This is a genomic window from Rhizobium sp. SL42 (assembly GCF_021729845.1).
Lineage (GTDB): Bacteria > Pseudomonadota > Alphaproteobacteria > Rhizobiales > Rhizobiaceae > Allorhizobium.
The window spans coordinates 2,323,022-2,346,502 of sequence record NZ_CP063397.1; the positions used below are offsets into that span (position 1 = coordinate 2,323,022).

A 23,481-nucleotide genomic window follows, 5' to 3' on the forward strand; every position below is an offset into this window, starting at 1 on the left:
CCGCCGCAACAGGGGTCATTAACATCGAGAGCACTGATTCCGTCAAGGGGTGGGCTATGAACGAAATATTAACGCTAGATATTGTGGTGGAGGGTGTGGATAACGGGGGAAATTACGAAGTCACGGGAATATCAAGGCTTTCTGGAGCGCCGGAATCGGCGCGATCCCATGGCCTGCCGTGTCAAGCAGCCGAACCTATATTTTTTAGGTGTCATTTTGGCACTGTGGATGGTGGATGCCGGCAGTGCCGCGCCGGCCCGTTTCCTGTGACATGGCGGCGGCTGCGATCACGCTGCGGCGTGTGCATCGCAACAAGATTCCCACAGTTTTCTGCCAATCAACGAAATTGAAAGGTCTCAATCATACAAATTGCCGCATGTGTGTGGAATGACGTCCATGCGTTGGCCCGTGTATGGCCGCTCTCCAGGATGGAGGGTTTGGAACGGAGTCGTCTCACCCATGAATATTAGCAATCTCTCCATTTTGAAAAAGGTCACCTTGGTCGTCGTCCTGATGGGCGTCGCCGCGGCTGCGATTGCCGCTGTGGGTGCGCAGGGTCTCGGTTCGCTTGGCGCGTCGCTGAAGGATACCGGCGCCCGCGAGGAAGTGGCGCGTGAAGCCATGGACCTGCGCGTCGATATCATCGCCATCAGCCGCATGACCTACCAGCTGGCGCTGGCGCCGGAGAAGGCCGCCGATTTCCAGGCTGAAACCGAAAAGCGTTCGGGCGAAATGCTCGCCCGCCTGCCGAAGATCGCCTCGACCGCCGATGCCAACGAGGCCAAACTGCTGGACGGCATCCGCACCACGCTCGACAGCTACTTCAACCAGATCCGCGCCATGGTTGCCGTTGCCGCTTCCGAAGCCGGCAAGGACCCGGCCGTGATGAAGGCCGAGCTCGGCAAGGCGCTGGACGCCCAGAAGATCGTCACCGCCGCGGTCAAGGAATACTCGACCTATTCGGCCACCACGCTTGCGACATCGCGCGCCGATGCGCTGGCCGCCTCGACCCAGACCATGCTGGTCCTGATGGCGACCGCCGCTATCTGTATCGTGGCCGGCGTTGCCGTCTCGTTCCTGCTTGCCCGCCGCGGCATCGTCAACCCGATCCGCAGCCTGACCGGCATCATGTCCGACATGGCCGGTGGCAAGCTCGGTGAAACCATTCCCGGTACCGACCGCAAGGACGAAATCGGCGAAATGGCCCGCGCACTGGAAGTCTTCCGTGCCAACGAGCAGCAGATGCGCGCCATGGAAGCCCAGGAAGCCGCCCTTCATGCCCAGAGCAAGGACCTGCAGTCCTCGATCAGCGGCATTGTCGCGGCTGCCGCCGCCGGTGACTTCTCCAAGCGTATCGCCAAGTCCTATGACGATGCCGACCTGAAGCGTTTCGCCGACAGCGTCAACGAACTGGTGGAAAGCGTCGATCTCGGCGTGACCGAAGTCCGCCGCGTCATCGCGGCCCTGTCGGATGCCGACCTGACCCACGACATGCAGGGCAATTTCCAGGGCGCCTTTGCCGAACTGCAGACCAACGTCAACCAGACGATGGCAACGCTGCGCGGCACGATGCAGAACATCCGCCAGGCAGCCGGAACGATCACCGACAATTCCGGTGAACTGTCGTCCGCCGCAAACCAGCTTGCTCGCCGCACCGAGCAGCAGGCCGCCTCGCTGGAAGAAACCGCAGCCGCGCTTGAGGAAATCACCACCACGGTCAAGACCTCGACCGAGCGTGCCCACGAAGCGACCCAGATGGTGCGCGAAACCAAGGACAGCGCCGGCAAGTCTGGGGATATCGTTCGCAACGCCATCGACGCCATGGGCCGCATCGAGCAGTCTTCTCAGAAGATCAGCCAGATCATCTCGGTCATCGACGAGATTGCCTTCCAGACCAACCTGCTGGCGCTCAACGCCGGCGTCGAGGCCGCCCGTGCCGGTGAAGCCGGTCGTGGTTTCGCCGTCGTCGCCCAGGAAGTCCGCGAGCTGGCCCAGCGCTCGGCAAACGCCGCCAAGGAGATCAAGACTCTGATCAATACCTCGGCCGTGGAAGTGAAGGGCGGCGTGTCGCTCGTTCTGTCCACCGGCGAGGCGCTGAAGGAGATCGAAGGACTGGTCAACCGCGTCAACGACCACGTCACCTCGATTGCCCGTGCAGCCCAGGAACAGTCGCTGGCCCTCGGCGAGATCAACACCTCGGTCAACCACATGGACCAGATGACCCAGCAGAACGCAGCCATGGTCGAAGAAACCACGGCCGCCAGCCAGGTTCTCGCCGGCGAAGCCCGCCAGTTGCAGGCGCAGCTGCAGCGCTTCCAGCTGGAAGCCGGCGCATCGGTTGGCGCGCAGTACCGTTCGGCGGCCTGATTACCGAAGACGCTTCAGAAAGACAAAGGCGCCGCAGCGATGCGGCGCCTTTTGCGTTTGTGCGACAGGACGGGCTATGTTGCACACACAGTGCTGGCGTCCTTGCCCCATGGCGAGGCGAAGTCCGCGCGAGGCGGCACAGAGTTCCGGTGAAGGAGTGGCAGGACCATGCATCTGTTGTTGTTGGGCGCGACCGGCCTTGTCGGCAGCCATGTTCTGACGCTGGCGCTTGCCGATCCGCGCGTCACCTCAGTGACGGCCCCGACGCGCCGACCGCTGCCGCAACGCCCGCGTCTTTCCGCGCCGCTCCTCGATTTCGAGGATCTGCCTCAGGATCCAGCCGTCTGGGCGGCGGACGCCGTCATCTGTGCCCTCGGCACGACCTTGAAAGTGGCGGGGTCGCGCGAGCAGTTTCACCGCATTGACCACGACTATACGGTCGAGATCGCCAAGCTGGCAAAGGCAGGCGGCGCAAAAGGCTTTGTCCTTAATTCGGCGAAAGGCGCCGACGTGAAGTCGGCAATCTTCTATAGCCGCGTCAAGGGCGAAACGGAGAAGGATGTCGTGGCGCTTGGTTTCGAACGCACGGTGCTGGTCCGCCCGGGCCTGATCGACGGACCTCGGCCGGATCCGCGTCCGGGCGAACAGTTTTTCGGCTCGCTGCTGCGGCTGCTGAAACCGGTCCTGCCTCGGTCGCTGCAGGCAAACCGGCCGGAGACGATCGCACGCGCTATGCTGGATCAGGCGTTTTCGGCGGTGCCGGGCGTGACCGTCGTATCGTCCGACGCGTTGGTGTAACGCACGTAGACCGGATTTGTCATCGAATGAGGGCCCACCTGTCAGAGTTCCCCGCCGACATCGTAAGGCGTGGCGATCGCAACCCTCGATGGGGCGATCCTGAAATCGGCGGGCAGCATGCGGTGATAGGCGAGAACCATCTGGCAGGCGCTGCGGGCGTCCTGGCGCAAATCGTGATGGATGACGAAGGTCAGGTCGCCGTTCAAGAGCAGTTGGCGATTGTCGCTGTCGAGATCATGACCGGCAAATATGTCGCAATCGCGCTTCTGCTCGGCAAAGGCCTGTCGTATGGCGCGGTTGCCGCCACCTATGGAATAGACCGCCCGGATGTCGGGATGGCTCTCCAGCGCATAGCGGACGATCGTCCGTGTCGTGCGATCGACGCCGAAACCCTCCGAGACCGTCACCGCCGACAGCCAGGGAAACCGCTCCTTCAGGGCGCGGCGAAAGCCGCGCTCACGTTCTTCCTCGCCGGCGAAATGCGCGCTCGACAGGGCGACCAGGACCTTGCCCGGTAGCGGACCCGCCATGCGCCCGAGCAGATAGGCGGCGGTTGCGCCGGCGACATGGTTGTCCATGCCGACATAGCCGGTGCGCATTCCGGCCGGCAGGTCGGTGACCAGCGTCACCACCGGTATGCCAGCCTCGAGCAGCGATCCTGCCATGTCCGACATCGCCGGCGTTGCCGGCACTTTCAGCACCACGCCATGGCTGCCGCGTCGACGGATGGATTTGAGGATGGCGATCAGATCGCGCTCGTTCATAGTTTCGGCGACATGGAAGCGGGCTGAAAACGCGGCCGGCCGCATACCGGGAAGCTCCGCCTCGAAAGCGGCGCGCACGGCATTGGAAAAGCGCTGCGGCGTTTCCATCACGATATCGAGGACGAAGCGTCGGCCGGCCAGACCCGACTGCGCATATTGCCGGTCGAGTTCGGCAATGGCTGCGTCGATCCTCAGCCGGGTGGTCTGGCGTACGCCGGGCCGCTGATGCACGGCCCGATCGACGGTCGCCAGGCTGAGTCCCGCCTGGAAGGCAATGTCCTTCAACGGGTAGGGCGGTTTCATCCTGCCTCCTGAGGTGTTTTTGAGGTGATCTGCGGCTATTCATGCGCGCGCCCTTGCCTAGGATCAAGTCCGGAAACACCAATGGGAGGAAATACAATGGATGCGCAAACCCTTTCGAGCCGGCGCCGCGACAAGGTCTGGCTGAACGCTGACAGCGGCCGGCTGGATCATTTCAGGGCGGATGTCGAAAAGACCACCGACCCGGCCGACTGGCCCTTTGCCGTCGGCGTCGAGAAAAATGTCCTGATCTATGACGGGATCAAACTCCGCCAGATCAGTCGCGACCCGCAACTGCGCCGTGAACTGATGGCCGAATGGGTGGAGGCTTTTGCCACGGGACCGGGGGTGATCGTGATCAAGGGCGCGATGCCGGATCTGACCGTCGTCGATCGGGCCACCGAGGTCTTCGACGCGATCGTTCGCGACGAACGGGAAAAGGGCAAGGTTGCGGCCGACCATTTCGCCAAGGCCGGCGCCAATGACCGGATCTGGAATTCCCTGCAGAAGCACTGCCTGGCGGATCCCGAGAATTTTGCCAGCTACTATGCCTCCGAAGCCATTGCCATGGTGTCGCAGGCCTGGCTGGGCGCAGGCTATCAGATGACGGCACAGATGAACCGCGTCAATCCGGGCGGCGCGGCGCAGAAGGCGCACCGCGACTATCATCTCGGCTTCATGTCGCCGGCGCAGATGCAGGCCTATCCCGGACATATCCATGCGATCTCGCCGGTTCTCACGCTGCAGGGCGCCGTTGCCCATTGCGACATGCCGATCGAAAGCGGCCCGACGCTGTTCCTTCCCTATTCGCAGACCTTCTTCGAGGGATATCTTGCCTTCGGTCGGCCGGAGTTCCAGCACTATTTCGCCGAGCATCATGTGCAATTGCCGCTCGCCAAGGGCGACGCCGTCTTCTTCAACCCGGCCCTGATGCATGGCGCCGGCACCAATGTCTCGACCGACATCTATCGCATGGCAAATCTCCTGCAGGTTTCGTCCGCCTTCGGCCGGGCAATGGAGACGGTCGATCGGGAGCGCATGTCGACGGCCGTCTATCCGGCCTTGCTGGAGGCGAAGAGGTCCGGGACGATGACGGCGCAGGATGTGGCCAATGCCATTGCCGCGACCGCCGAGGGTTATGCCTTCCCCACCAATCTCGACAGTGATCCACCGGTCGGGGGGCTTGCGCCGAAGACCCAGGCTGCCATCATGGCCGAGGCGCTGGAGGCCGGGATGGATGCTGCAAGCTTCGCCGACGTGATCGAACGTCACGCCGACAAGCGCAGGGCATGAGGAGCATCATGGGTAGAATGGATGGAAAATATGCGGTCGTCACCGGCGGCACGCAGGGACTGGGCGCGGAAGTCGCCCGGCTGTTTGCCGAACGCGGCGCAAGAGGCCTGACGATCTGCGGCCGCAGTGCCGACAAGGGGCAGGCCAAGGCGGCCGAAATCACCGATCGTTACGGGGTGCCGGTCGCCTTCATCGAAGCCGATCTCGGCCGGGTCGAGGATTGCCGCAAGGTGATCGCGGCGGCACATGCGCGTTTCGGGACGATCGATGCGTTGGTCAATGTCGCGGCGATCACCGATCGCGGCACGATCCTCGATACCGACCCGGACCTGTTCGACCGCATGTTCGCGATCAACACACGGGCGCCCTTCTTCCTGATGCAGGATACGATCAAGGTGATGCGCGAGCATGGCACCGAAGGCACGATCGTCAACATCTCGTCGATGTCGGCGATGGCCGGCCAGCCCTTCATCGCCGCCTATTGCGCATCGAAGGGCGCACTCGACACGCTGACGCGCAATACCGCCTTTGCGCTGCTGAAGAACCGCATCAGGGTCAATGCACTCAATATTGGCTGGATGTCGAGCGACGGCGAGGATCGTATCCAGCGCGAATATCATGGCGCCGCCGAGGACTGGCTGGACAAGGCCGCGGCTGCGCAGCCGTTTGGACGCCTGGTCGATCCGGCCGAGGTGGCACGGGCCGTCGCCTATCTGTCATCGGCCGAATCCGGCCTGATGACCGGATCGACGATCAATTTCGACCAGTCGATCTGGGGCGCCTATGAGGACAGCCCGCATCCCAGGCAGGCGCTTTAGACACACCCTTGGCAAAAGAAAAAGCCCGCGGCAACGCGGGCTTTTTCAGGATAGCACGATCAGCGGTTTTCAGCCCTTCGAGCCCTTGGCGATCGGCTCCTGGTAGGTGAAGCCCATGTCCCAGGGGAAATAGATCCAGGTGTCCTGCGAGACTTCGGTGACGAAGGTATCGATGGTCGGCACGCCCTTCGGCTTGGCATAGACGCAGGCGAAATGTGCCTTGGGCATCATCGCGCGCACTTCAAGCGCCGTCTTGCCGGTGTCGGTCAGGTCGTCGACGACGAGCACGCCTGCGCCGCCATCGGTCATCAGTTCGGGCGTGATGCCCTTCAGGAGGTTCATTTCGCCCTGGTTGACATAGTCATGATAGGAGGCGACGCAGACCGTCTCGATCAGGCGGATATTGAGTTCGCGCGAGATGATCGCCGCCGGCACCAGGCCGCCGCGGGTGATGCAGACGATGGCACGGAACTCCTGGCCGAGACCGGCAAGGCGCCAGGCAAGCGCACGGGCATCGCGGTGGAACTGGTCCCAGGATACGGGAAAGGCTTTATCGGGAAGAGACATGTCGCAAGGCTCCGCAGACGAGGTTTTCGGGCGCCGGCATATACGGCGTTCAAAACCGGAGCCGGGGAGGCGTCGCATGTCGGGACAATACCCGAAATGCGTTTCGCGCGGCTTCGGTATCCGAAAACGGGAGCGGATCCGTTGCGGATGCCGCAGACATTTTCGGGATCCCGCGATACCGCGCGAATGCCGCCCTGATCGGGCACTGGTCTTTGGCCGCTGCTATTAGCCGGAATCCCTGCCGCATGGCAAGGCCCGGCCATGGTCCGCCGCCGTTGCGGTCAGCGCGACAGCAGCGTCAGTGCGGTCATCGAATCGAGCACCGTGCGGGTAACGCCGCCGAACAGCACTTCCCACCAGCGCTTGTTGCCGTAGGCGCCCATGACCAGCAGGTCGATTGAACTGTCCGACAGCCGGTTTTCAATCGCCATGGCTGGCGACAGTCCGCTTTGTTCGGACGTGGCAACGGTCACCTTGACGCCGTGGCGGGCAAGGGTGGAGGCGATCTCGGCACCGGCGACGGCGGCCGTCTGGATGCTGTTTTCCGGTGGATCGACGCTGAACACCTCGACCTCGTCGGCCGCCTTGAGGAAAGGCAGGGCATCGAAGGTGGCGCGCGCCGCTTCGCGCGAGCCGTTCCAGGCGACCATAACCCGCTTTATCGGCTTGGGAGCCTTGAGGATATGCGGCACCAGCAGCACCGGGCGGCCGCTCTCGAACAGGAAGCTTTCGAGCTCGGCGCGCGATTCCGACAGGAGCCCGTGTTCGCCCTGCGGCGCGACGACCAGATCGGTGGAGCGGGCGCTGTCGATCAGGGCGGCGGAATTGAGGCCCGCCGACGTGACGAAGCTGCGCCATTCATGCGACAGGCCCTCGCGCACCGCGATCGAGCGGAACAGCGCCTCGACGCTTTCTGTTTCCTGATGCGCCATGTCCTGCAGCGCCTGGATGGTGGCCGGATCGGGAATTTCCATCGGCGCCACCAGCGGCACCATGGCAATCGCTTCGGCATGCGCGCCGATCACGTGTGACTGAAACTGGTTGGCGAGCGCCACCGCAAAATCGGTGACCTGCTTCGTCGTGTTCGGCGTGTCCAATATGGCAAGAAGTGTACGATAACCCATGGTCGTCTCCTCACGCGGTCCTTATTCGATGTCCGCATGAAAAAACTATGCTCGTCAAGGTGAAGTTCCGCTTTGACTTCGGTCAAGTGACAAGACGGAACCCGGTTTTTGTCCGCCCGCGGCGCCCGGTTCGGGTTCGGTCAGGCGACCTCGCCGGTTCCGAGATCGCGCTTTGCCAATGCATCCTTCTCCGCCGCGATTTGCGCCACCATGATCGCGACATCGGCGGCGGCGGCATCCAGCGCCGTCGCGTCGCGGGCGCGCACCAGAAGCTCGGTCGAAAAGCGCTTGCCGTCGAATTGCGGATAGGAACCGATCGAGGTCAGCGGATGCGCTTTCTGGATCTGGCCGAGCAGCGTGCCGATATCGCCTTCGCCGAACGGGCAGACGATGGCGCGGGTCAGCACCTTGGTGCCGGTCGGCAGGCTGTCGACCACATGCGCGATCATCGCCTGGAAGACCTGAGGCACGCCGGCCATGACATGGACATTGCCGATGATGAAACCGGGAGCGGTCGACACCGGATTGGGAATATGGCGGGCGCCCTGCGGCATGCGGGCCATGCGTTGCCGCGCTTCGGTGAAATCCATGTTGCGCGCCGCATACATGTTGCCGAGCAGCATCATCGCATCCGGATCATGCACGCACGGCACGCCGAAGGCCCGGGAGACGCTGTCGGCGGTGATGTCGTCATGGGTCGGGCCGATACCGCCGGAGGTGAAGACATAGTCATAGCGCTGGCGCAGCGCATTGACCGCCTCGACGATGGCGTCTTCCTCGTCGGCGACGATCCGGACCTCTTTCAGGTCGATGCCGGCAACGGTCAGCAGATCGGCGAGATGGCCGATATTCTTGTCCTTGGTCCGGCCGGACAAAAGTTCGTCGCCGATGGCGAGCATGCCGGCGGTCTTGATCGTGGGGCTCATGCTAATCCTGTCAGTCTGGTGGGCGAAGATCCGGGACATGCCACCCGGGACGGGATGCGCTGTCTCGGGCAAGATTGTGCAAATCTAGCGCCATGTGAACGTTCTGAGAAGGGTCGGTGCAATTTGAGTGAACACTGCGTTCCTATCGGCATGGCTGGTCAGCGTGGCGGATTGCGTTACATCAAGACCATCGAAACACCACGCGGCCTAAACGCCTTTCGGCATGGCCGCCAATGCACCCACAGTCCAACAACAGTCCAACAGGAGATACGTCATGGCTAAGGTTCTGGTTCTCTACTATTCGTCCTACGGTCACATTGAAACCATGGCTTATGCCGTTGCCGAAGGCGCCAAGTCGGCCGGCGCCGACGTCACCGTCAAGCGCGTTCCGGAACTGGTTCCGGAAGAGGTCGCCAAATCCTCGCATTTCAAGATGGACCAGAAGGCCGAAATTGCAACGGTGGACGAACTGGCAAGCTACGACGCGATCATCGTGGGCGCGGGCACCCGCTTCGGCACCGTCGCCTCGCAGATGCGCAATTTCTGGGACCAGACCGGTGGCCTGTGGTTCAACGGCAAGCTGGTCGGCAAGCTCGGCTCGACCTTCACCTCGTCGGCGACCCAGCATGGCGGCCAGGAATCAACCATTCTCGGCTTCATCCCGACCTTCCTCCATCACGGCATGGTCGTCGCGGGCCTGCCTTACGCCTTCCAGGGCCAGATGGGCGTTGAAGCGGTCAAGGGTGGCTCGCCTTATGGCGCGTCGACGATCACCGATGGTGACGGCTCGCGCCAGCCTTCGGACATCGAACTCGAGGCCGCCAGGTACCAGGGGGCGCATGTTGCCAAGCTGGCCGCGAAGCTGGCCTGATCATTGCCAACTCGATGCAGCAAGGGCGGGATTTTCCCGCCCTTTTTCGTCGGCAGCGTCCCGATCGCTAAAATCCGACCGATTGGCTTCAGCACCGGTTAAACCCGATCTGCGATGGATGGCGGGCACAACATCGATATGAGGTGTCTTTGCCATGGAACAGGAACGAAGAGACGTACCCCGCACCCGCGCGCTCAAGGCCGGTCGCGCCATACTGGATGGCGGCAATTCGACCTTTGACTGCATGGTGCGCAACCTGTCGCAAGCCGGCGCCAAGGTGCAGTTCGAATCGACGGCCGATATTCCCGCCGATTTCCGCCTGCGCTTTGAAGACGGCACCACCCATGACTGCCATGTACGCTGGCGAACGCCACGCGAACTGGGCGTCGAATTCACCGATCGCAAGATCAACTGACAAACACCGGGCCAGCGTACCGCGACGTGACCAACGACCCTTGACGACAATCGTCAAGTGGATGAAACAGAGCGCAGTTGCGGGCGTGGCGAAACTGGTAGACGCAAGGGACTTAAAATCCCTCGGCCTCGGCTGTGCGGGTTCGACCCCCGCCGCCCGCACCAATGGCCGTATGCCTTGGCCTGACAAATTTCTGTTCCATCACCGCGTTCCCCCATTGCCGGCCCTGATATTCGTTCGCCAGCGCAAAGCCGTGTGCCTCATAGAGCTTGCGGGCCGCGTCGAGGCCGCGGAAGGTCCAGAGGTGCGTTTCCGTGAAATCGTGGTGGTCGACAAAGGCGAGGGCGGTCGAGAGTAGCCGGCGTCCAAGGCCGCTGCCGCGCAGGTCGTCATCGACGATGAACCAGCGCAGATGGGCGATGCGGCCGGCCATGCCCGTGCCATCGCCCATATTTTTAGCGGTTCCAGTGCCTGCGCCGGCGCGGTCATCCCCATCCGAATCTGTTTGGCCGTGCCTGTTCAGGTCTTCGCCGTCGATTGCTATCGTGCCGACGATCTCGTCATGCGCGATGGCGGTCCAGACCTGGTTGCCGGGGCGGTCGAGGCGGGTGCAGAAGTCCGCCAAGCCAGTGGCCACGATGGCTTCGAACGCCCGCCCGAAGCCGACGGTGCGGGCATAATAGCGCGCGTGCAGGTCGCAGCAGCGGCCGATCAGGCCCGGACGGTAGCCGGTGGCGATGCCGGCCTGTGGAAGGGAAGGCAGCGGCAATATTCCCGAATCGGGCGCCCGCAATGCGGTGGAATGGGGCGCGGCCAAGGGGACTGGCAAGGGCAGCGCCTCGGACACACGATCCAGCGGCACCTTCGACAGGGCGTCTGCATAGAGTTGCAGCCCCTGCAGGATCGTCCGGTCCTGTCCGGGCGCCAGTCGCGCTAGCGCGCCGCCGACCTGGCTGCGGGCAAAGGAATCGATCTGCGACAGTTTTGCCTTGCCAGCAGTGGTCAGCGAAATCCGCTTGGCGCGGGCGTCAGCCTCGTCAGTCTGTTCCGCGAGCAGGCCGGCCTGCACCAGCTTGCGCAACATCCGGCTGACACTGGACTTTTCCAGATCCAGCAGGCCGCGCAGGTCCTTCGCCGTCATATGCCCGGCATCGCCGATCTCGATCAGCGCATGAACGGCGGAAGGCGGCAGACCGCTTTCGGCGAGATCGTCACCGAGGAAACCGAGCTTGCGCACCAGGTCCCTTGAGGCGGCGCGGATAGCCTTTACGGTCGCGGGCGTCGTGTCGGTCATGCTTGTCGTCCATTTGGTTGAGTAATACAACCATATTGCCCGCCGCACTGCGTCCCTGCAAGTGGCCGAGGTGGAAAATCGACATTTGTCGGAACGGGTTCAGGGTCGTGGAGCCAGGGCACGCTTGACCGGCAAAGGCGACTGGCGAGAGAATTCTGGCAGGGGTGTGCTGGCAAGAGTGACCCGATGGGCGGCAGAGGGGGCGGAAGCTACAGACAGGGATTTCCAAAGGCCGCTTGACGGGCCGCAGCCCTCCTGCCTGGGTATGACCCGACCTTACCGCGCTGGGGCACGACGCGGCGTATGGCAGAAGGGGTGGCTCTATTGCCCCACAACGACCACGCCCTGCCATGGGACGGCACCAATGGTTGGCCGTGTTACTTCTTGTCGCTGACGGTGAAATGCTGCTCGAAGGGCGTCGAACGCTCGGCGACGATGTCGTTGACCGTGTAGCGCAGGATATAGGCGCCGGGGGCGGCACCCGCGACGTCGAGCGTCAGGTGTGTATAGATCTCCTGCGCCTCGACATGGCCGGTAAAGGTGAAGCTGCCAAAGTCCTTCTTCAGCGCCAGTGTCTTGCCCTTGTCGTTGCTCAGCTCCAGGTCGACGCTGAAATTCGACTGTTTACGGCCATCCTCCAGCGTGCGCCATTTCAGGCCGGCCACTTCGAGATAGGTGATCAGCGGTTCGCCGCTGTCAAAGATCGGCTCCTTCTTCGCTGTGTAGGCGCCGTAGCCGGTCGGCTTCTCGGTGACGAACAGCGCGCGCGGAACGATCAGCGGCAGGTTCGCGGAAAAGGTCGCCACGCTCTGGTGCAGGCCGATAATGGCGCCGCGCGCATCGCCCGCAGCAGCCTTGCGTTCGGCCTCGCTGGCGCCGTCGAGCAGTGCACCGGCCCCGGCAGGGACGGCCAGCATCAGGGCGGTGATCTGGGCGGCCGTGACTTTGGCAAGGCGAGCGAGTTTTACGGCTGTCATGTGATTCTCCTGCATCCGGCACACCGGCCGAGTTTGGAAAGATCCGGACTCGGCAGTCAAGATTGATGGCAAGTTCGATGCCAAGTTTGGTGGCAAGTTAACTACAAGCTTGCCGCCGTCGGACGGGCCAATGTAGCGGCAAGTTGGCCGACACCAAGGCGGCGGGTCAGGAACGCCAGAAGATCGGCACGAGCAGCACGAGCACCGTCAGCACCTCCAGACGGCCGAGCAGCATGGCGAGCGACAGGATGTAGAGTTCCGGGTCGTTCATCATCGCGAAGTTGCCGACCGGTCCGATCAGCGGGCCGATGCCGGGGCCGACATTGGACAATGCGGTGATCACCGCCGAGGTCGATGTGGCAAAGTCATAGCCGGCCAGCGACATGCCCATGCTGCCGATTACCCAGATGAAGATGTAGGCGGCAAAAAACAGGAAGACCGCACGCTGCGTATCGGCATCGACGGTCTGGTTGCCGTAGCGCACCGAATAGACGGCATTGGGATAGATCAGCTTTTTCAGCCCGGTGACAATCAGGTTGAACAGGATGACGAAGCGATAGGCCTTGATGCCGCCGGCGGTCGAGCCCGAGCAGCCGCCCATGAAGGTGGCGAAAAAGGCGGCGGTGACGGCAAACGGACCCCAGAGTGTGTAGTCTTCGCTGGCAAAGCCTGTGGTCGACAGGATCGAGGCGAAGTTGAAGAAGGAATGGGTGAGCGCGTTCGGCAGGTCGATACCGTTTCGAAGGTGGTTGTAGATACCGCCGGCAAGCGCAAAGCCGCATAGATAGGCGATGAAGACCAGGATCTGCGGATCGCGCAGGGCGTCCAGCCGCCCGCGCAACACGAAAACGATCAGGATCGAGAAAGGCAGGCTGCAAACCGTCATGAAGAAGGTCGAGATCCACAAGATGGAATGGCTATCGAAGAAGGCGAACGACATGTCGTGGGTCGAAAAGCCCGCCGTCGCCACGGTCGAAAAGGCATGATTGATTGCATCGAAATGGCTCATGCCTGCGAAATCATAGGCGATGATGCAGGCGAGCGTGATCCCGACATAGACCGCCATGAACGCGCGGGTGAAGGTGGCCAATCGCGCGAAAGGCTTGTCGCCAGTATCCGACGATTCCATCTTGAAGAAGGACATGCCGCCGACACGCAGGAAGGGCAGCACGAAAAGGCCAAGCGCCACGATGCCGATACCGCCGAGCCAGGCGAGCAGCGATCGCCACATCAAGATGCCCGGCGCGGTGTTGTCTAGACCGCCCAATACGGTGGAACCGGTCGTGGTGATGCCGGAAATCGATTCGAACAGCGCCTGGGCGAAGGTCAGGTCGAGGTCGGCAAAATAGAGCGGGATCGCGCCGACAATAGAGAAGACGGCCCAGAGCACGTTGACCAGCAGGAAGCCCATGCGCTTGGTAAAGGTCGGCGGTGGCCCGCGCGTCGCCATTGCCGCCGTCAGCGAAATGCCGCCGACCATCGCCGCCGAGACGGTGAATACCGACCAGTTGTCGTCGCGATAATAGAGGTCGACCATCGCCGGCACCAGCATTGCGGTCGACAGATAGAGGCCGCAGAGCGCGGCGATGTAGACCAGGGTGCGCAGGAGATTGGTGTTCAAGGAATTTCTTCCGTTTGGTTGCACTGCAAAGAAGCTTTGTCAGTGCCTGATGTCTATGCCATAGCGGGAGGCAGATCAAAATTCAACGGATGGACGTCGTGACGCCACAGGAAGTCGAGACCGCGCTGGAAGCCATGCGTGGCCTTTTCCCCGAAACACCCCTGCAGCTCAATGATCATTTGAGTGCCCGCTATGGGGCCAATATCTATCTCAAGCGCGAAGACCTGACGCCGGTCCGCTCCTACAAGATCCGCGGTGCGTTCAATTTCCTCCGCAAGATCGTCGGCGACAGCCCGGCCAACACCACCTTCGTCTGCGCTTCGGCCGGCAATCATGCGCAGGGATTCGCCTTTGTCTGCCGCCATTTCGGCGTGCAGGGTGTGGTTTTCATGCCGGTGACGACGCCGCAGCAGAAGATCGACAAGACCCGCACCTTCGGCGGCGAATTCATCACCATCCGGCTGTTCGGCGACATTTTCGACCAGTGCTATGCGGCCGCCCGCGAGCATGTCGAGGCGATCGGCGGCTACATGGTGCCGCCTTTCGACCACGCCGACATCATCGAGGGACAGGCGACGGTTGCGGCCGAGGTGATCCAGCAATTGCCGGAAGGCGTGACGCCGGATCTGGTTGTCATGCCGGTGGGCGGCGGCGGGCTTTCGTCCGGCATGACCGGCTATCTGGCAGGCCGCGTCGCTCAAGACAGCATGGTCTTTTGCGAACCGGCCGGCGCGCCCAGCCTGCGCCGCAGCCTTGAGGCCGGAGCCGTGGTGACCTTGCCCAAGGTCGACAATTTCGTCGATGGCGCGGCGGTCGCGCGCATCGGTGACCAGAATTTCGCAGCCCTCAGGCATTTTGCCGCCGAGCAGGTGGTGATCGTCCCGGAAAACGCCATCTGCGTCACCATGACCGAAATGCTCAATGTTGAAGGCGTCGTGCTCGAACCGGCCGGCGCGCTGTCGATTGCAGCGCTTGACCTCCTGCCGCCGGAACGACTTGCCGGCAAGACCGTTGTCGCCGTCGTCTCGGGCGGAAATTTCGACTTCGATCGCCTGCCGGACGTCAAGGAACGCGCCATGCGCCATGCCGGGCTGAAGAAATACTTCATCCTGCGCCTGCCGCAGCGGCCCGGCGCCCTGCGCGATTTCCTCAATCTTCTCGGCCCCGAGGACGATATCGCCCGCTTCGAATATCTGAAGAAGTCGGCCCGCAATTTCGGCTCGATCCTGATCGGCATCGAAACCGGCAAGCGCGAGAATTTCGCCGAACTCTTTGCCCGCTTCGATCAGGCCGGTCTCGGCTTCGAGGATATTACCGAAAACGAGATCCTGGCCAACCTGATCATCTGAGACCCGGCAGGGCTGTCAGCCAGGCGAGGATGTGGTCGGCGACCGGCTGTGTGGTTTGCGGCGAATAGGTATCGCCGGCGATCACATGGCTGTTTGCGTCGCCGTTGGGGCCCGGATCGAACGTGGCATGCGCGCCGCCCCAGCGCGCGGCAACGGCATCCGTCGCTTGGGCGCTGACCACCTTGTCCATTGGCGAATAGACGAACAGCGCCGGCACCGTGATTGCCTCCACCCTGGTATGCTGTGCCAGCCGCACCGCCTGCGCCATCGGGATCAGCGCCTCGACCGGATAGTCGGTCGTCCAGTTAAAGGCGTTCATCTCGCTGATCGGCTGAAAACCGCGCCGTGCGCCGATCAGCAGATGCGCAAGCGGACCGGCAAATGGCCCTGTGAGCAGGAAGCTGCCGAAGGCATGCAGGCCGTAATTGGGCGAGATGAACACCGTGGCCGCGATGTCGCGAGCAAGGGCAGGGCGAGCTAGAGCCCAGGTCACCAGCGAACTGCCGGTCGAAGTCGAGATCACCACCACCTTGTCGCCCAACACGCGGCCGATCGCCAGGGCCTCGGCCATGTCGGCGGTCCAGTCGATCAGGGTCGCCTGCCCCAGGGCGTCGGCGTCGTCGAGCCCGTGGCCGGCAAGGCGTGCGTAGTAGAGATTGGCGCCGAGCGCCCGGGCGACGAGATCCGGCAGAGGGCGGAGCTCGCCCGAAGAGGCGGAAAAGCCGTGGATGTAGATCACTGAAACCGCGGTCTTCGCCCTGAGCTGAGGGTCGGCCCAGATCACCTGCCTGCCGAGGCCCTTGCGCAGCCCGGAAAAACGGAATTCGCTCGCGCTCAGATAGGCGTCGATATCATCGAGGCCCAGTTTATCAAGACTGGTATCATTCGGGCCATGGCCTGCGGCATGCGCTGCCTCGCGTTCGAGATCGAGCCGCGGCGGCATCCGATAGACGATGAAAAGGATGGCGACGATGACAAGGATGCCAGCCAGAAAACCCATGAACAGTCTCATCGATTGTGTCCTTTGCATCAGCCTCTCCCATGCCGGGGCGGAAGTCCAGCGCGGTTCAACGCGGATGGAAAGGCAGACGGTGAGCATCATCGCCTACGCCTTGCCCAATTCACCGGATCGGCTTTCTCATCGGCGCGAGCTGTGCTATCGAGCGGACATGACATCGATTATCGCGCGCATCCTTTCGATCTTCACCGGCGGCTCCACATCCGACACGGCCAAGGCACCCGTTGCCGAACCGCAGGTCTACAAGGACTGCCTCATCCACGCCGAGCCGATCCGCGAGGGTGGCCAGTATCGTCTGGCCGGCCGCATCGTGAAGGAGGTCTCGGGTCGCACGCTCGAGCGCACGTTCATTCGCGCCGACATTTTCTCCTCCCTCGATGATGCGCTCGAATGCACCTTCCGCAAGGCGCAGCAGATCGTCGACCAGAACGGCCCGTCGCTTTTCTCCGACGGCGCGGAAAAGCGTAGCGCCTGAGGAAAAAATCCTTCTTTTGGTGAAAAAAGGCTTACCCGCACTCACGCATTGTTAAAGCCTCTGTCATCAAATGAACCCGGCTCAATTTTCCGGGTTCTTTGCGTGTTTTCCAAATTTTCGATTGCCAGATTCGCCATTCTTGCGACATGCCTCGGAGCGTTTGCCGCTGTTCTCGTGGCAACGCCGTCGCTGGCGACCGACGACCAGGTTGCCACCGTCTACAATCCGGCGGATCTTGCCTGGCTGATGGCGGCCTCCGGCATGGTCATGATGATGCAGGTCGGGTTCCTCTTGCTGGAAGCCGGCATGGTGCGGTCGAAGAACTCGATCAACGTCGCCCAGAAGAACCTTCTCGACTTCGTTTTCGGCGTGGTGGCCTTTGCGGCCGTCGGCTTCATGCTCGCCTTCGGCAAGACCGGCTGGCTGCCGTTTGGCGTCGATGGCGACCTGTTCTTCCTGCAGCAGACCGGCAGCTGGGTTTCCGGCTTCTTCGTCTTCCAGGTGATGTTCTGCGGCACTGCCGCAACGATCGTATCCGGAGCCGTGGCCGAGCGCATGAAGCTGGTCGCCTATGTGTTCGGCTCGATCTTCCTCTCGGCGCTGATCTATCCGGTCTTTGTCCACTGGGCCTGGGGCACGGCGCTGGGGCCGAATTCCGGCGCATTTCTCGCCAATATCGGCTTCGTCGATTTTGCCGGCTCGACCGTGGTCCATGCGACCGGCGGCTGGATCTCTCTTGCCGCCTGCATGGTGCTCGGGCCGCGGATCGGCCGTTTCGATGCCAATGGCCGGCCGGTGCGTATTGCCGGCCACAATCCCGTCCTGTCCACGACCGGGGCGCTGATCCTCTTCTTCGGCTGGATAGGCTTCAATGGCGGCTCGACGCTGAAGGCCTCGCTCGACGTGGCGCCGATCATAATGAATACCGTTCTTGCCGGCGGCATGGGAACCTGTGTCGGGTATCTTCTGGGGTTCAAGCAGGATGGCGTCGTACTGCCCGAAAAATCGCTCGCCGGCATGCTCGGCGCGCTGGTTGCGGTGACGGCCGGATGCCATGTGCTGGAGCCGGGCGGGGCGCTGCTGGTCGGTGCGCTGGGCGCGGCGGTCGCTGTCTACGGCAACCAGTTCGTCGAAGAATACCTGAAGGTCGACGATGCCGTCGGCGCCATCGGCGTGCATGCCTTTGCCGGTGTCGCTGGCACCTTGGCGCTGGCGCTCCTGGCACCGGTGGAGCATCTGCCGGCAGGTAGCCGTTTCGGCCAGCTTTACGTGCAGGTCTTCGGCTCGGCGCTGAATTTCTACTGGTCCTTCGGTCTGGGCTATCTGTTCTTCTTTGCGCTCGACCGGCTGATCCAGATCCGCGTTTCGGCACCCGTCGAGGAGATTGGCCTCAACATCGCGGAGCATGGAACGCGGCTCGGAGTCGGTCATGTCGAGGACGCCTTGTCCGAACTGGTCGGTGGCACGGCCGATCTCAGCCACCGCCTGACAGTCGATCCCGGCGACGAGGCAGAAAAGCTGACACGGCTGTTCAACAGCCTGATGGATACGATCGAGCAGGAGGAACGCGGGCGCAGCGAACTGCAGTCGATGATCCGCGACCAGGAGGAGTCCGACCGTGTCGCGGCGTTGGCCAATGCGACGTTCGAGGCCATTGTCATGCATGAGAGTGGCCTGATCATCGATGGAAACGAGCAGCTCGAGCTTCTGATCGGCCTGCCGCTGGATCAGCTGATTGGCCGACCGATCGCCGACCTGGTCGATGAGGAGGGGCGGCGGCGCCTGACGGAGGATCCTGAGCCTGCCCATGATGTGCTGCGGGAATTCACCGTCTTGCGTCAGGATGGTCAGCAGATCCCGATCGAGGCGCGGGGTCGCAACATCGAGTATCGCGGCCGCAAGATCCGCATCAGCTGCCTCGTCGACCTGAGGGAACGCAAGGCGGTGGAACAGCGCATGCGGCATCTGGCCCAGCACGATCCGCTCACGGGGCTGGCCAATCGTACCTTGTTCACCGAGACGCTGACCATGCATGTCGAGCGCGCTGCGATCAACTGGGGATGCGCCGTGATCCTCGTCGATCTCGACCACTTCAAGGATGTCAACGATCTCCATGGACATCCGGCCGGCGACGAAGTCATCCGCGAGACGGCGCGGCGTCTGAGCCGTGCCTTGGGGCCACGCGACCTGGCGGCGCGCCTGGGCGGAGACGAATTTGCCATCATCCTCGCCAATACGCATTTCAAGACGCAGGTCGAGGATTTCGGCCGACGGCTGATAGAGGCGTTCCGGCAGCCTTTCGACACCGGCCACGGCGAGGTCATCAAATGCAGCGTCAGCGTTGGCGGTGCGCTGTGCCCCGAGCATGCCTCGACACTGGACGAACTGATCGGTCGCGCCGACGTTGCGTTGTATCACGCGAAGAAATCGGGCCGCAGCACATTCCGGATCTTCCGCGACGGCATGGACGAGCTGATTGAGAAGCGCCGGGCGCTGGAGGCGGATATCGAGCGGGGGCTCGCCGATGGCGAATTCGAGCTTTTTCTGCAGCCACGGGTCAAGGCGGCCACTGCCGAAGTCTCCGGATATGAGGCGCTGGTGCGCTGGAACCATCCGGAGCGCGGCATGGTGCAGCCGAACGATTTCATTCCGGTGGCCGAAGTGTCGGGCAAGATCGTTGCCCTTGGGGCCTGGGTTCTGGCAGATGCCTGCCGCCTGCTGGCCACAATGCCGCGGGACGTGCATCTGAGTGTCAATGTCTCGCCGGTGCAGTTCCGCCATCCGGATTTCCTCGCCGAACTCAGCCATTGCGTGGCGCACACCGGCGTCAGGCCGCAGATGCTGGAACTCGAGATTACCGAAAGTGTGCTGATCGATGACGATGACCGCGCACTCAACATCCTGACGCATCTGAAACATCTCGGTTTCCGCATTGCGCTGGATGATTTCGGCACGGGCTATTCCTCGCTCAGCTATCTGAGCCGCTATCCGTTCGACGTGATCAAGATCGACCGCAGTTTCGTCGCCGCCCTCGGTACCGAAGAAACCGCCAATGCCATCGTCCGTTCGATCATCGACCTGGGTCGCGGCCTGGGCATGAATGTGGTGGCGGAGGGGGTGGAGACCCTGGATCAGGCGCTCTATCTCGCCGCAGCCGGCTGTGAGGAATTGCAGGGATACCTGCTCGGACGACCGGTGCCGGTGGCCGACGCACCAAAAATAGTGTCGCCGATGATCGCGAACGAACTACAAAAAGTCGCAAGCTTCGTTATGCGTACGGGCAAGGAGCGGGACTTCGGCATTGGACGCACAGCGGCTGATCTGCCGCGACCTCTGTCTCTCGGGGCATGAAAGACGGGATCGCTGGCTCTTCCGAAACAGCGATCCCGGAAATGACATGGAAGCCGGTTACGGCTTCAACGCGTGACGCAGGGCATTGCCATGGAAGTTTGGAATCTGGTTCTTTTTGTCTCCGAGGCGGTGCTGTATTTCGCCCTGATGACGACGCTGCTGCACCTGCGGACCTATATTGGGCTTGGTGTCTTCCTGACCGCGCTCGGCGTCATGCACTTCGTCGAAACCTATCTGGCGGCGGTCTTCTACGTCGCGCTGCCATTCGGCATCGTGTCGCCGGGCTCATCGATCTTCTTTGCCGGCAAGCTTATGATGATCCTGATGCTGTACATGAAGGAAGACGCATCGACCGTCCGCCAGCCGATCTATGGTCTCTTCCTCGGCAATCTGGTGACCTTGGCGATCGCGCAATTGCTGCTTTTGCACTACAGCGTCGAGCCCACCGCAAACCAGAGAGCCGATTTCACCTTCCTGCAGGACATGGGCGCGCTGATGCTTTGGGGCACGACCCTGCTCTATCTGGATTCGGTCGGCATCATCCTGCTGTATGAGCGGCTCGGTCGCTGGTTGCCGCGCCGCACCGTGCTGCGCTTTGCAATCTGCGGTGCTGTGGTGCTGATTTTCGACCAGATCGGCTTCTTTGTCATGCTCAACCTGCTCTATGGCGCACCCGCCGACGTGTTCTGGGGTGGCCTGAAAGCGAAGATGGTTGCCGTGCTGATCTATACGGCGCTGTTTGCACTCTACCAGTTCTATCTGAGCGAGGGCCGTATGGGCGGGCGCCAGCGCAAGGTTCGCGACGTCTTCCACGACCTGACCTTCCGCGAACGCTACGAGGATCTGCTGGCGCGCACGGGCCGGGATGGCCTGACCGGCCTTTTGGACCGCAGCCGCATGGAGATCGATGCGCCGCGGCTCCTCGCCCTGGCCCTGAGCCAGGATAAACCCGCCAGCATCGTGATCATCGATATCGATCACTTCAAGCAGATCAACGACCGCTTCGGTCATCTTGTTGGCGACGAATTGCTGAAGGAGATTGCCGAGACCATGACCAAGGCGGTCCGGCCACAGGACTTCGTGTTCCGCTATGGCGGCGAGGAATTCGTTCTGCTCCTGCCGGATCTGGCGCATCAGGACGCCATGCGCATTGCTGCGCGACTGCGCGAGCGCGTCGCCAGTGACATCCGCAATCCCGACGGCGAGCCGGTCACGATCAGCCTGGGTGTCGCAAGCGCACCGATCGACGGCACCAGCCTGCATGCGGTGCTGTCCGTTGCCGATGTCAGGCTGTACCGCGCCAAGAGCGACGGCCGCAATCGTGTCATCGGCCGCCAGATGGCATAAAAAATCCGGCGAACCTGTCGCCGGATTTGAAATTCTGGAGCAAAAGAAGCCGGCTATCAGGCAGCCAAAGCCAGCTCGGCAGCCTTGGCATGGGCCGCGGCAACAGCCTTCTCGGCGGCTTCCGGTCCATAGGCGAGGCCTTCGACATAGATCGTTTCGACCAGTTCGATGCCCATGAAGCCGAGTACGGTCTTCAGGTAAGGCTCGGCATGGTTCATCGGTGCGCCGGGACCCGACGAATAGACGCCGCCGGCAGCGAGAACGAGGTAGGCCTTCTTGCCGGTGGCAAGGCCGACCGGGCCTTTTTCTGTGTAGGTAAATGTCAGGCCGGCGCGTGCGACATGGTCGATCCAGGTCTTCAGCGACGAATAGATGTTGAAGTTGATCAGGCCGGTGCCGATGACGATCGTGTCGGCTGCGAGCAGTTCCTGGACCAGTGCGTCGGATACGGCTGCGGCCTCTGCCTCGGCCGCATTGCGGTCCGCGGCGGGCTTGCGGATCGCGGCGGTGAAGGTGCCGTCGACATGGTCAAGCGCGTCGGCTGCCAGGTCACGCGTGACGACGGCGGCACCGGTCTGGGCGCTCAGCTTTGCCGCAAGGTCGGTGGCAACCGAGTTCGAAAGCGATTCCGCACCGCGCGGGCTGGATGTGACGAGAAGAATGGAAGACATGGGAATTTCCTTGATCGTTGCGTGGCAGCGACTGGAGGTAACGCCGCCGTAGCCCCGGAGATAGGATGATTGGGCCATCGATAAAACTGTGATAATGTAGATCGATAGTATCGAATAATTGGATGCCTCCCATGGACGCGAACCCCACCCTCGACCAGTTGCAGGTCTTTCTCGCGGTTGCCGACGCCGGCAGCTTTTCCGCGGCCGCCCGCCAGCTCAACCGCGCACAGTCAGTGATCAGCTACACGATCGGCAATCTCGAAATGCAGCTCGGCGTCAGCCTGTTTGAGCGCAATGGCGCCCGCCAGCCGAGGCTGACGGAGGCTGGCACGGCAATGCTGGCCGATGCTCGCCGCATCGTCAGCGACCTGCAGGTCATGCGGGCCCGCGCAACCAGCATGAAGCAGGGCCTCGAGGCGGAGGTCTCCGTGGCGATCAGCGTGATGGTCCCGACCGAGGTCATGGTCGGCGTGCTGAAGGAGTTTCGCGATACGTTTCCATCGGTGTCGCTGCGGCTGGAGGTTGGCGAACTCGGCCGGATCATGGAACTGGTGATGAATGGCCGGTCGACGATCGGCATCGGCGGCGCGCTGCTCAGGCAGGATGATTCGCTTCTGGTCGAACGCATCGGACACAATTATCTGTTGCCGGTTGCCGCAGCCGACCATCCGCTGGCCTTGTTGAACCGGCCGCTGACCCTGGTCGATGTGCGCGAGGAAGTGCAACTGGTGGTCAGCGACGCTTCCGAACTGACCGTCGGTCGTGATTTTAATGTGCTGTCCTACAAGACCTGGCGGGTGAGCGACATCGCGACCAAGTACCAGCTGCTTCGCCGGGGGCTCGGCTGGGGTGGATTGCCGGCCTCGGTGATCAGGGAGGACCTTGTCAGCGGTCGGCTGGTACAGCTCGATCTGGAAGCCTATGAACAAGGCTCCTACAATCTGTACGCGATCCGCAAAACGGCCAATCCGCCGGGCCCGGCCGCAAGCTGGATGGTCAATGCGTTTCGCGAACGCCTGTCCAACTGCCCGTCCGACCTGACCGGGATCCTGCCTCAGATGCGACATGAGCAATTGGCGATACCGGCCTGAATCGACTCGGTAACGACCCGCTGACACATGACAAGAATAGGCCC

19 protein-coding genes, 1 tRNA gene and 1 pseudogene are annotated in these 23,481 nt (G+C 62.4%); 12 read left to right on the forward strand and 9 right to left on the reverse strand.

The window, feature by feature from the left end:
* Positions 1 to 459: 459 nt before the first annotated feature.
* Entirely contained in the window at positions 460 to 2,367 is a 1,908-nt protein-coding gene (locus tag IM739_RS11035) for a methyl-accepting chemotaxis protein (protein ID WP_237367821.1), read from the forward strand.
* Positions 2,368 to 2,535: 168 nt separating this feature from the next.
* Positions 2,536 to 3,165, forward strand: coding sequence for an NAD(P)H-binding protein (locus IM739_RS11040; protein WP_237367822.1), 630 nt, complete (start codon positions 2,536 to 2,538; stop codon positions 3,163 to 3,165).
* Between the two features lie 41 nt (positions 3,166 to 3,206).
* Here the strand turns inward: IM739_RS11040 and IM739_RS11045 are convergent, their stop codons facing one another.
* Positions 3,207 to 4,232, reverse strand: a complete 1,026-nt coding sequence (locus tag IM739_RS11045) for a LacI family DNA-binding transcriptional regulator (protein ID WP_237367823.1) — start codon at positions 4,230 to 4,232, stop codon at positions 3,207 to 3,209.
* 96 nt (positions 4,233 to 4,328) lie between these two features.
* Here IM739_RS11045 and IM739_RS11050 point away from each other — a divergent pair, with 96 nt between their 5' ends.
* Positions 4,329 to 5,522, forward strand: a complete 1,194-nt coding sequence (locus tag IM739_RS11050) for a phytanoyl-CoA dioxygenase family protein (protein WP_237367824.1) — start codon at positions 4,329 to 4,331, stop codon at positions 5,520 to 5,522.
* On the forward strand, positions 5,519 to 6,340 hold the full coding sequence (locus tag IM739_RS11055; RefSeq protein ID WP_237367825.1) for an SDR family oxidoreductase: 822 nt from the start codon (positions 5,519 to 5,521) through the stop codon (positions 6,338 to 6,340). Before IM739_RS11050 ends, IM739_RS11055 begins: the two co-directional genes overlap by 4 nt.
* A gap of 69 nt (positions 6,341 to 6,409) precedes the next feature.
* Here the strand turns inward: IM739_RS11055 and gpt are convergent, their stop codons facing one another.
* The 3 genes from gpt to IM739_RS11070 all read right to left on the reverse strand — a co-directional run bounded on the left by gpt (position 6,410) and on the right by IM739_RS11070 (position 8,957).
* Positions 6,410 to 6,907, reverse strand: coding sequence for a xanthine phosphoribosyltransferase (gpt, locus tag IM739_RS11060; RefSeq protein WP_237367826.1), 498 nt, complete (start codon positions 6,905 to 6,907; stop codon positions 6,410 to 6,412).
* Between the two features lie 281 nt (positions 6,908 to 7,188).
* The gene (locus IM739_RS11065) at positions 7,189 to 8,031 is read right to left on the reverse strand and encodes a universal stress protein (RefSeq protein WP_237367827.1); all 843 of its coding nucleotides are present in this window, start codon (positions 8,029 to 8,031) and stop codon (positions 7,189 to 7,191) included.
* Positions 8,032 to 8,171: 140 nt separating this feature from the next.
* Entirely contained in the window at positions 8,172 to 8,957 is a 786-nt protein-coding gene (locus tag IM739_RS11070; protein WP_237367828.1) for a competence/damage-inducible protein A, read from the reverse strand.
* Positions 8,958 to 9,231: 274 nt separating this feature from the next.
* Here IM739_RS11070 and wrbA point away from each other — a divergent pair, with 274 nt between their 5' ends.
* The 3 genes from wrbA to IM739_RS11085 all read left to right on the forward strand — a co-directional run bounded on the left by wrbA (position 9,232) and on the right by IM739_RS11085 (position 10,407).
* Entirely contained in the window at positions 9,232 to 9,828 is a 597-nt protein-coding gene (wrbA, locus tag IM739_RS11075; protein ID WP_237367829.1) for an NAD(P)H:quinone oxidoreductase type IV, read from the forward strand.
* Between the two features lie 154 nt (positions 9,829 to 9,982).
* The gene (locus tag IM739_RS11080) at positions 9,983 to 10,243 is read left to right on the forward strand and encodes a PilZ domain-containing protein (protein WP_237367830.1); all 261 of its coding nucleotides are present in this window, start codon (positions 9,983 to 9,985) and stop codon (positions 10,241 to 10,243) included.
* 79 nt (positions 10,244 to 10,322) lie between these two features.
* Positions 10,323 to 10,407 (forward strand) — tRNA-Leu (locus tag IM739_RS11085).
* A 122-nt stretch (positions 10,408 to 10,529) separates the two neighbouring features.
* On the opposite strand, the pseudogene IM739_RS11090 reads toward IM739_RS11085, so the two are convergent.
* The 3 genes and pseudogenes from IM739_RS11090 to IM739_RS11100 all read right to left on the reverse strand — a co-directional run.
* A pseudogene (locus IM739_RS11090) lies at positions 10,530 to 11,384 on the reverse strand (GNAT family N-acetyltransferase); the annotation flags it as partial.
* Between the two features lie 530 nt (positions 11,385 to 11,914).
* Positions 11,915 to 12,514, reverse strand: coding sequence for a hypothetical protein (locus tag IM739_RS11095; protein WP_237367831.1), 600 nt, complete (start codon positions 12,512 to 12,514; stop codon positions 11,915 to 11,917).
* Between the two features lie 166 nt (positions 12,515 to 12,680).
* Complete coding sequence (locus IM739_RS11100; protein WP_237367832.1) at positions 12,681 to 14,135, reverse strand: TrkH family potassium uptake protein; 1,455 nt, start codon at positions 14,133 to 14,135, stop codon at positions 12,681 to 12,683.
* A 98-nt stretch (positions 14,136 to 14,233) separates the two neighbouring features.
* Between IM739_RS11100 and ilvA the strand changes: the two genes are divergently transcribed.
* Positions 14,234 to 15,484 (forward strand): threonine ammonia-lyase, encoded by a 1,251-nt coding sequence (gene ilvA / locus IM739_RS11105; protein WP_237367833.1) that lies wholly within the window; start codon positions 14,234 to 14,236, stop codon positions 15,482 to 15,484.
* Here ilvA and IM739_RS11110 read toward each other — a convergent pair.
* On the reverse strand, positions 15,477 to 16,496 hold the full coding sequence (locus IM739_RS11110) for an alpha/beta hydrolase (protein ID WP_237367834.1): 1,020 nt from the start codon (positions 16,494 to 16,496) through the stop codon (positions 15,477 to 15,479). The genes ilvA and IM739_RS11110 overlap by 8 nt on opposite strands.
* Before the next feature lie 157 nt (positions 16,497 to 16,653).
* Between IM739_RS11110 and IM739_RS11115 the strand changes: the two genes are divergently transcribed.
* From IM739_RS11115 to IM739_RS11125, 3 genes are all read left to right on the forward strand, one after another.
* Positions 16,654 to 16,977, forward strand: coding sequence for an HlyU family transcriptional regulator (locus IM739_RS11115; protein WP_237371040.1), 324 nt, complete (start codon positions 16,654 to 16,656; stop codon positions 16,975 to 16,977).
* A 102-nt stretch (positions 16,978 to 17,079) separates the two neighbouring features.
* Positions 17,080 to 20,328, forward strand: coding sequence for an ammonium transporter (gene amt, locus IM739_RS11120; protein WP_237367835.1), 3,249 nt, complete (start codon positions 17,080 to 17,082; stop codon positions 20,326 to 20,328).
* Positions 20,329 to 20,418: 90 nt separating this feature from the next.
* Positions 20,419 to 21,675 (forward strand): GGDEF domain-containing protein, encoded by a 1,257-nt coding sequence (locus IM739_RS11125; RefSeq protein ID WP_237367836.1) that lies wholly within the window; start codon positions 20,419 to 20,421, stop codon positions 21,673 to 21,675.
* A 56-nt stretch (positions 21,676 to 21,731) separates the two neighbouring features.
* On the opposite strand, the gene IM739_RS11130 is transcribed toward IM739_RS11125, so the two are convergent.
* Entirely contained in the window at positions 21,732 to 22,346 is a 615-nt protein-coding gene (locus tag IM739_RS11130; RefSeq protein WP_237367837.1) for an FMN-dependent NADH-azoreductase, read from the reverse strand.
* Positions 22,347 to 22,477: 131 nt separating this feature from the next.
* Between IM739_RS11130 and IM739_RS11135 the strand changes: the two genes are divergently transcribed.
* Positions 22,478 to 23,437 (forward strand): LysR family transcriptional regulator, encoded by a 960-nt coding sequence (locus IM739_RS11135; protein WP_237367838.1) that lies wholly within the window; start codon positions 22,478 to 22,480, stop codon positions 23,435 to 23,437.
* Positions 23,438 to 23,481: the final 44 nt, after the last annotated feature.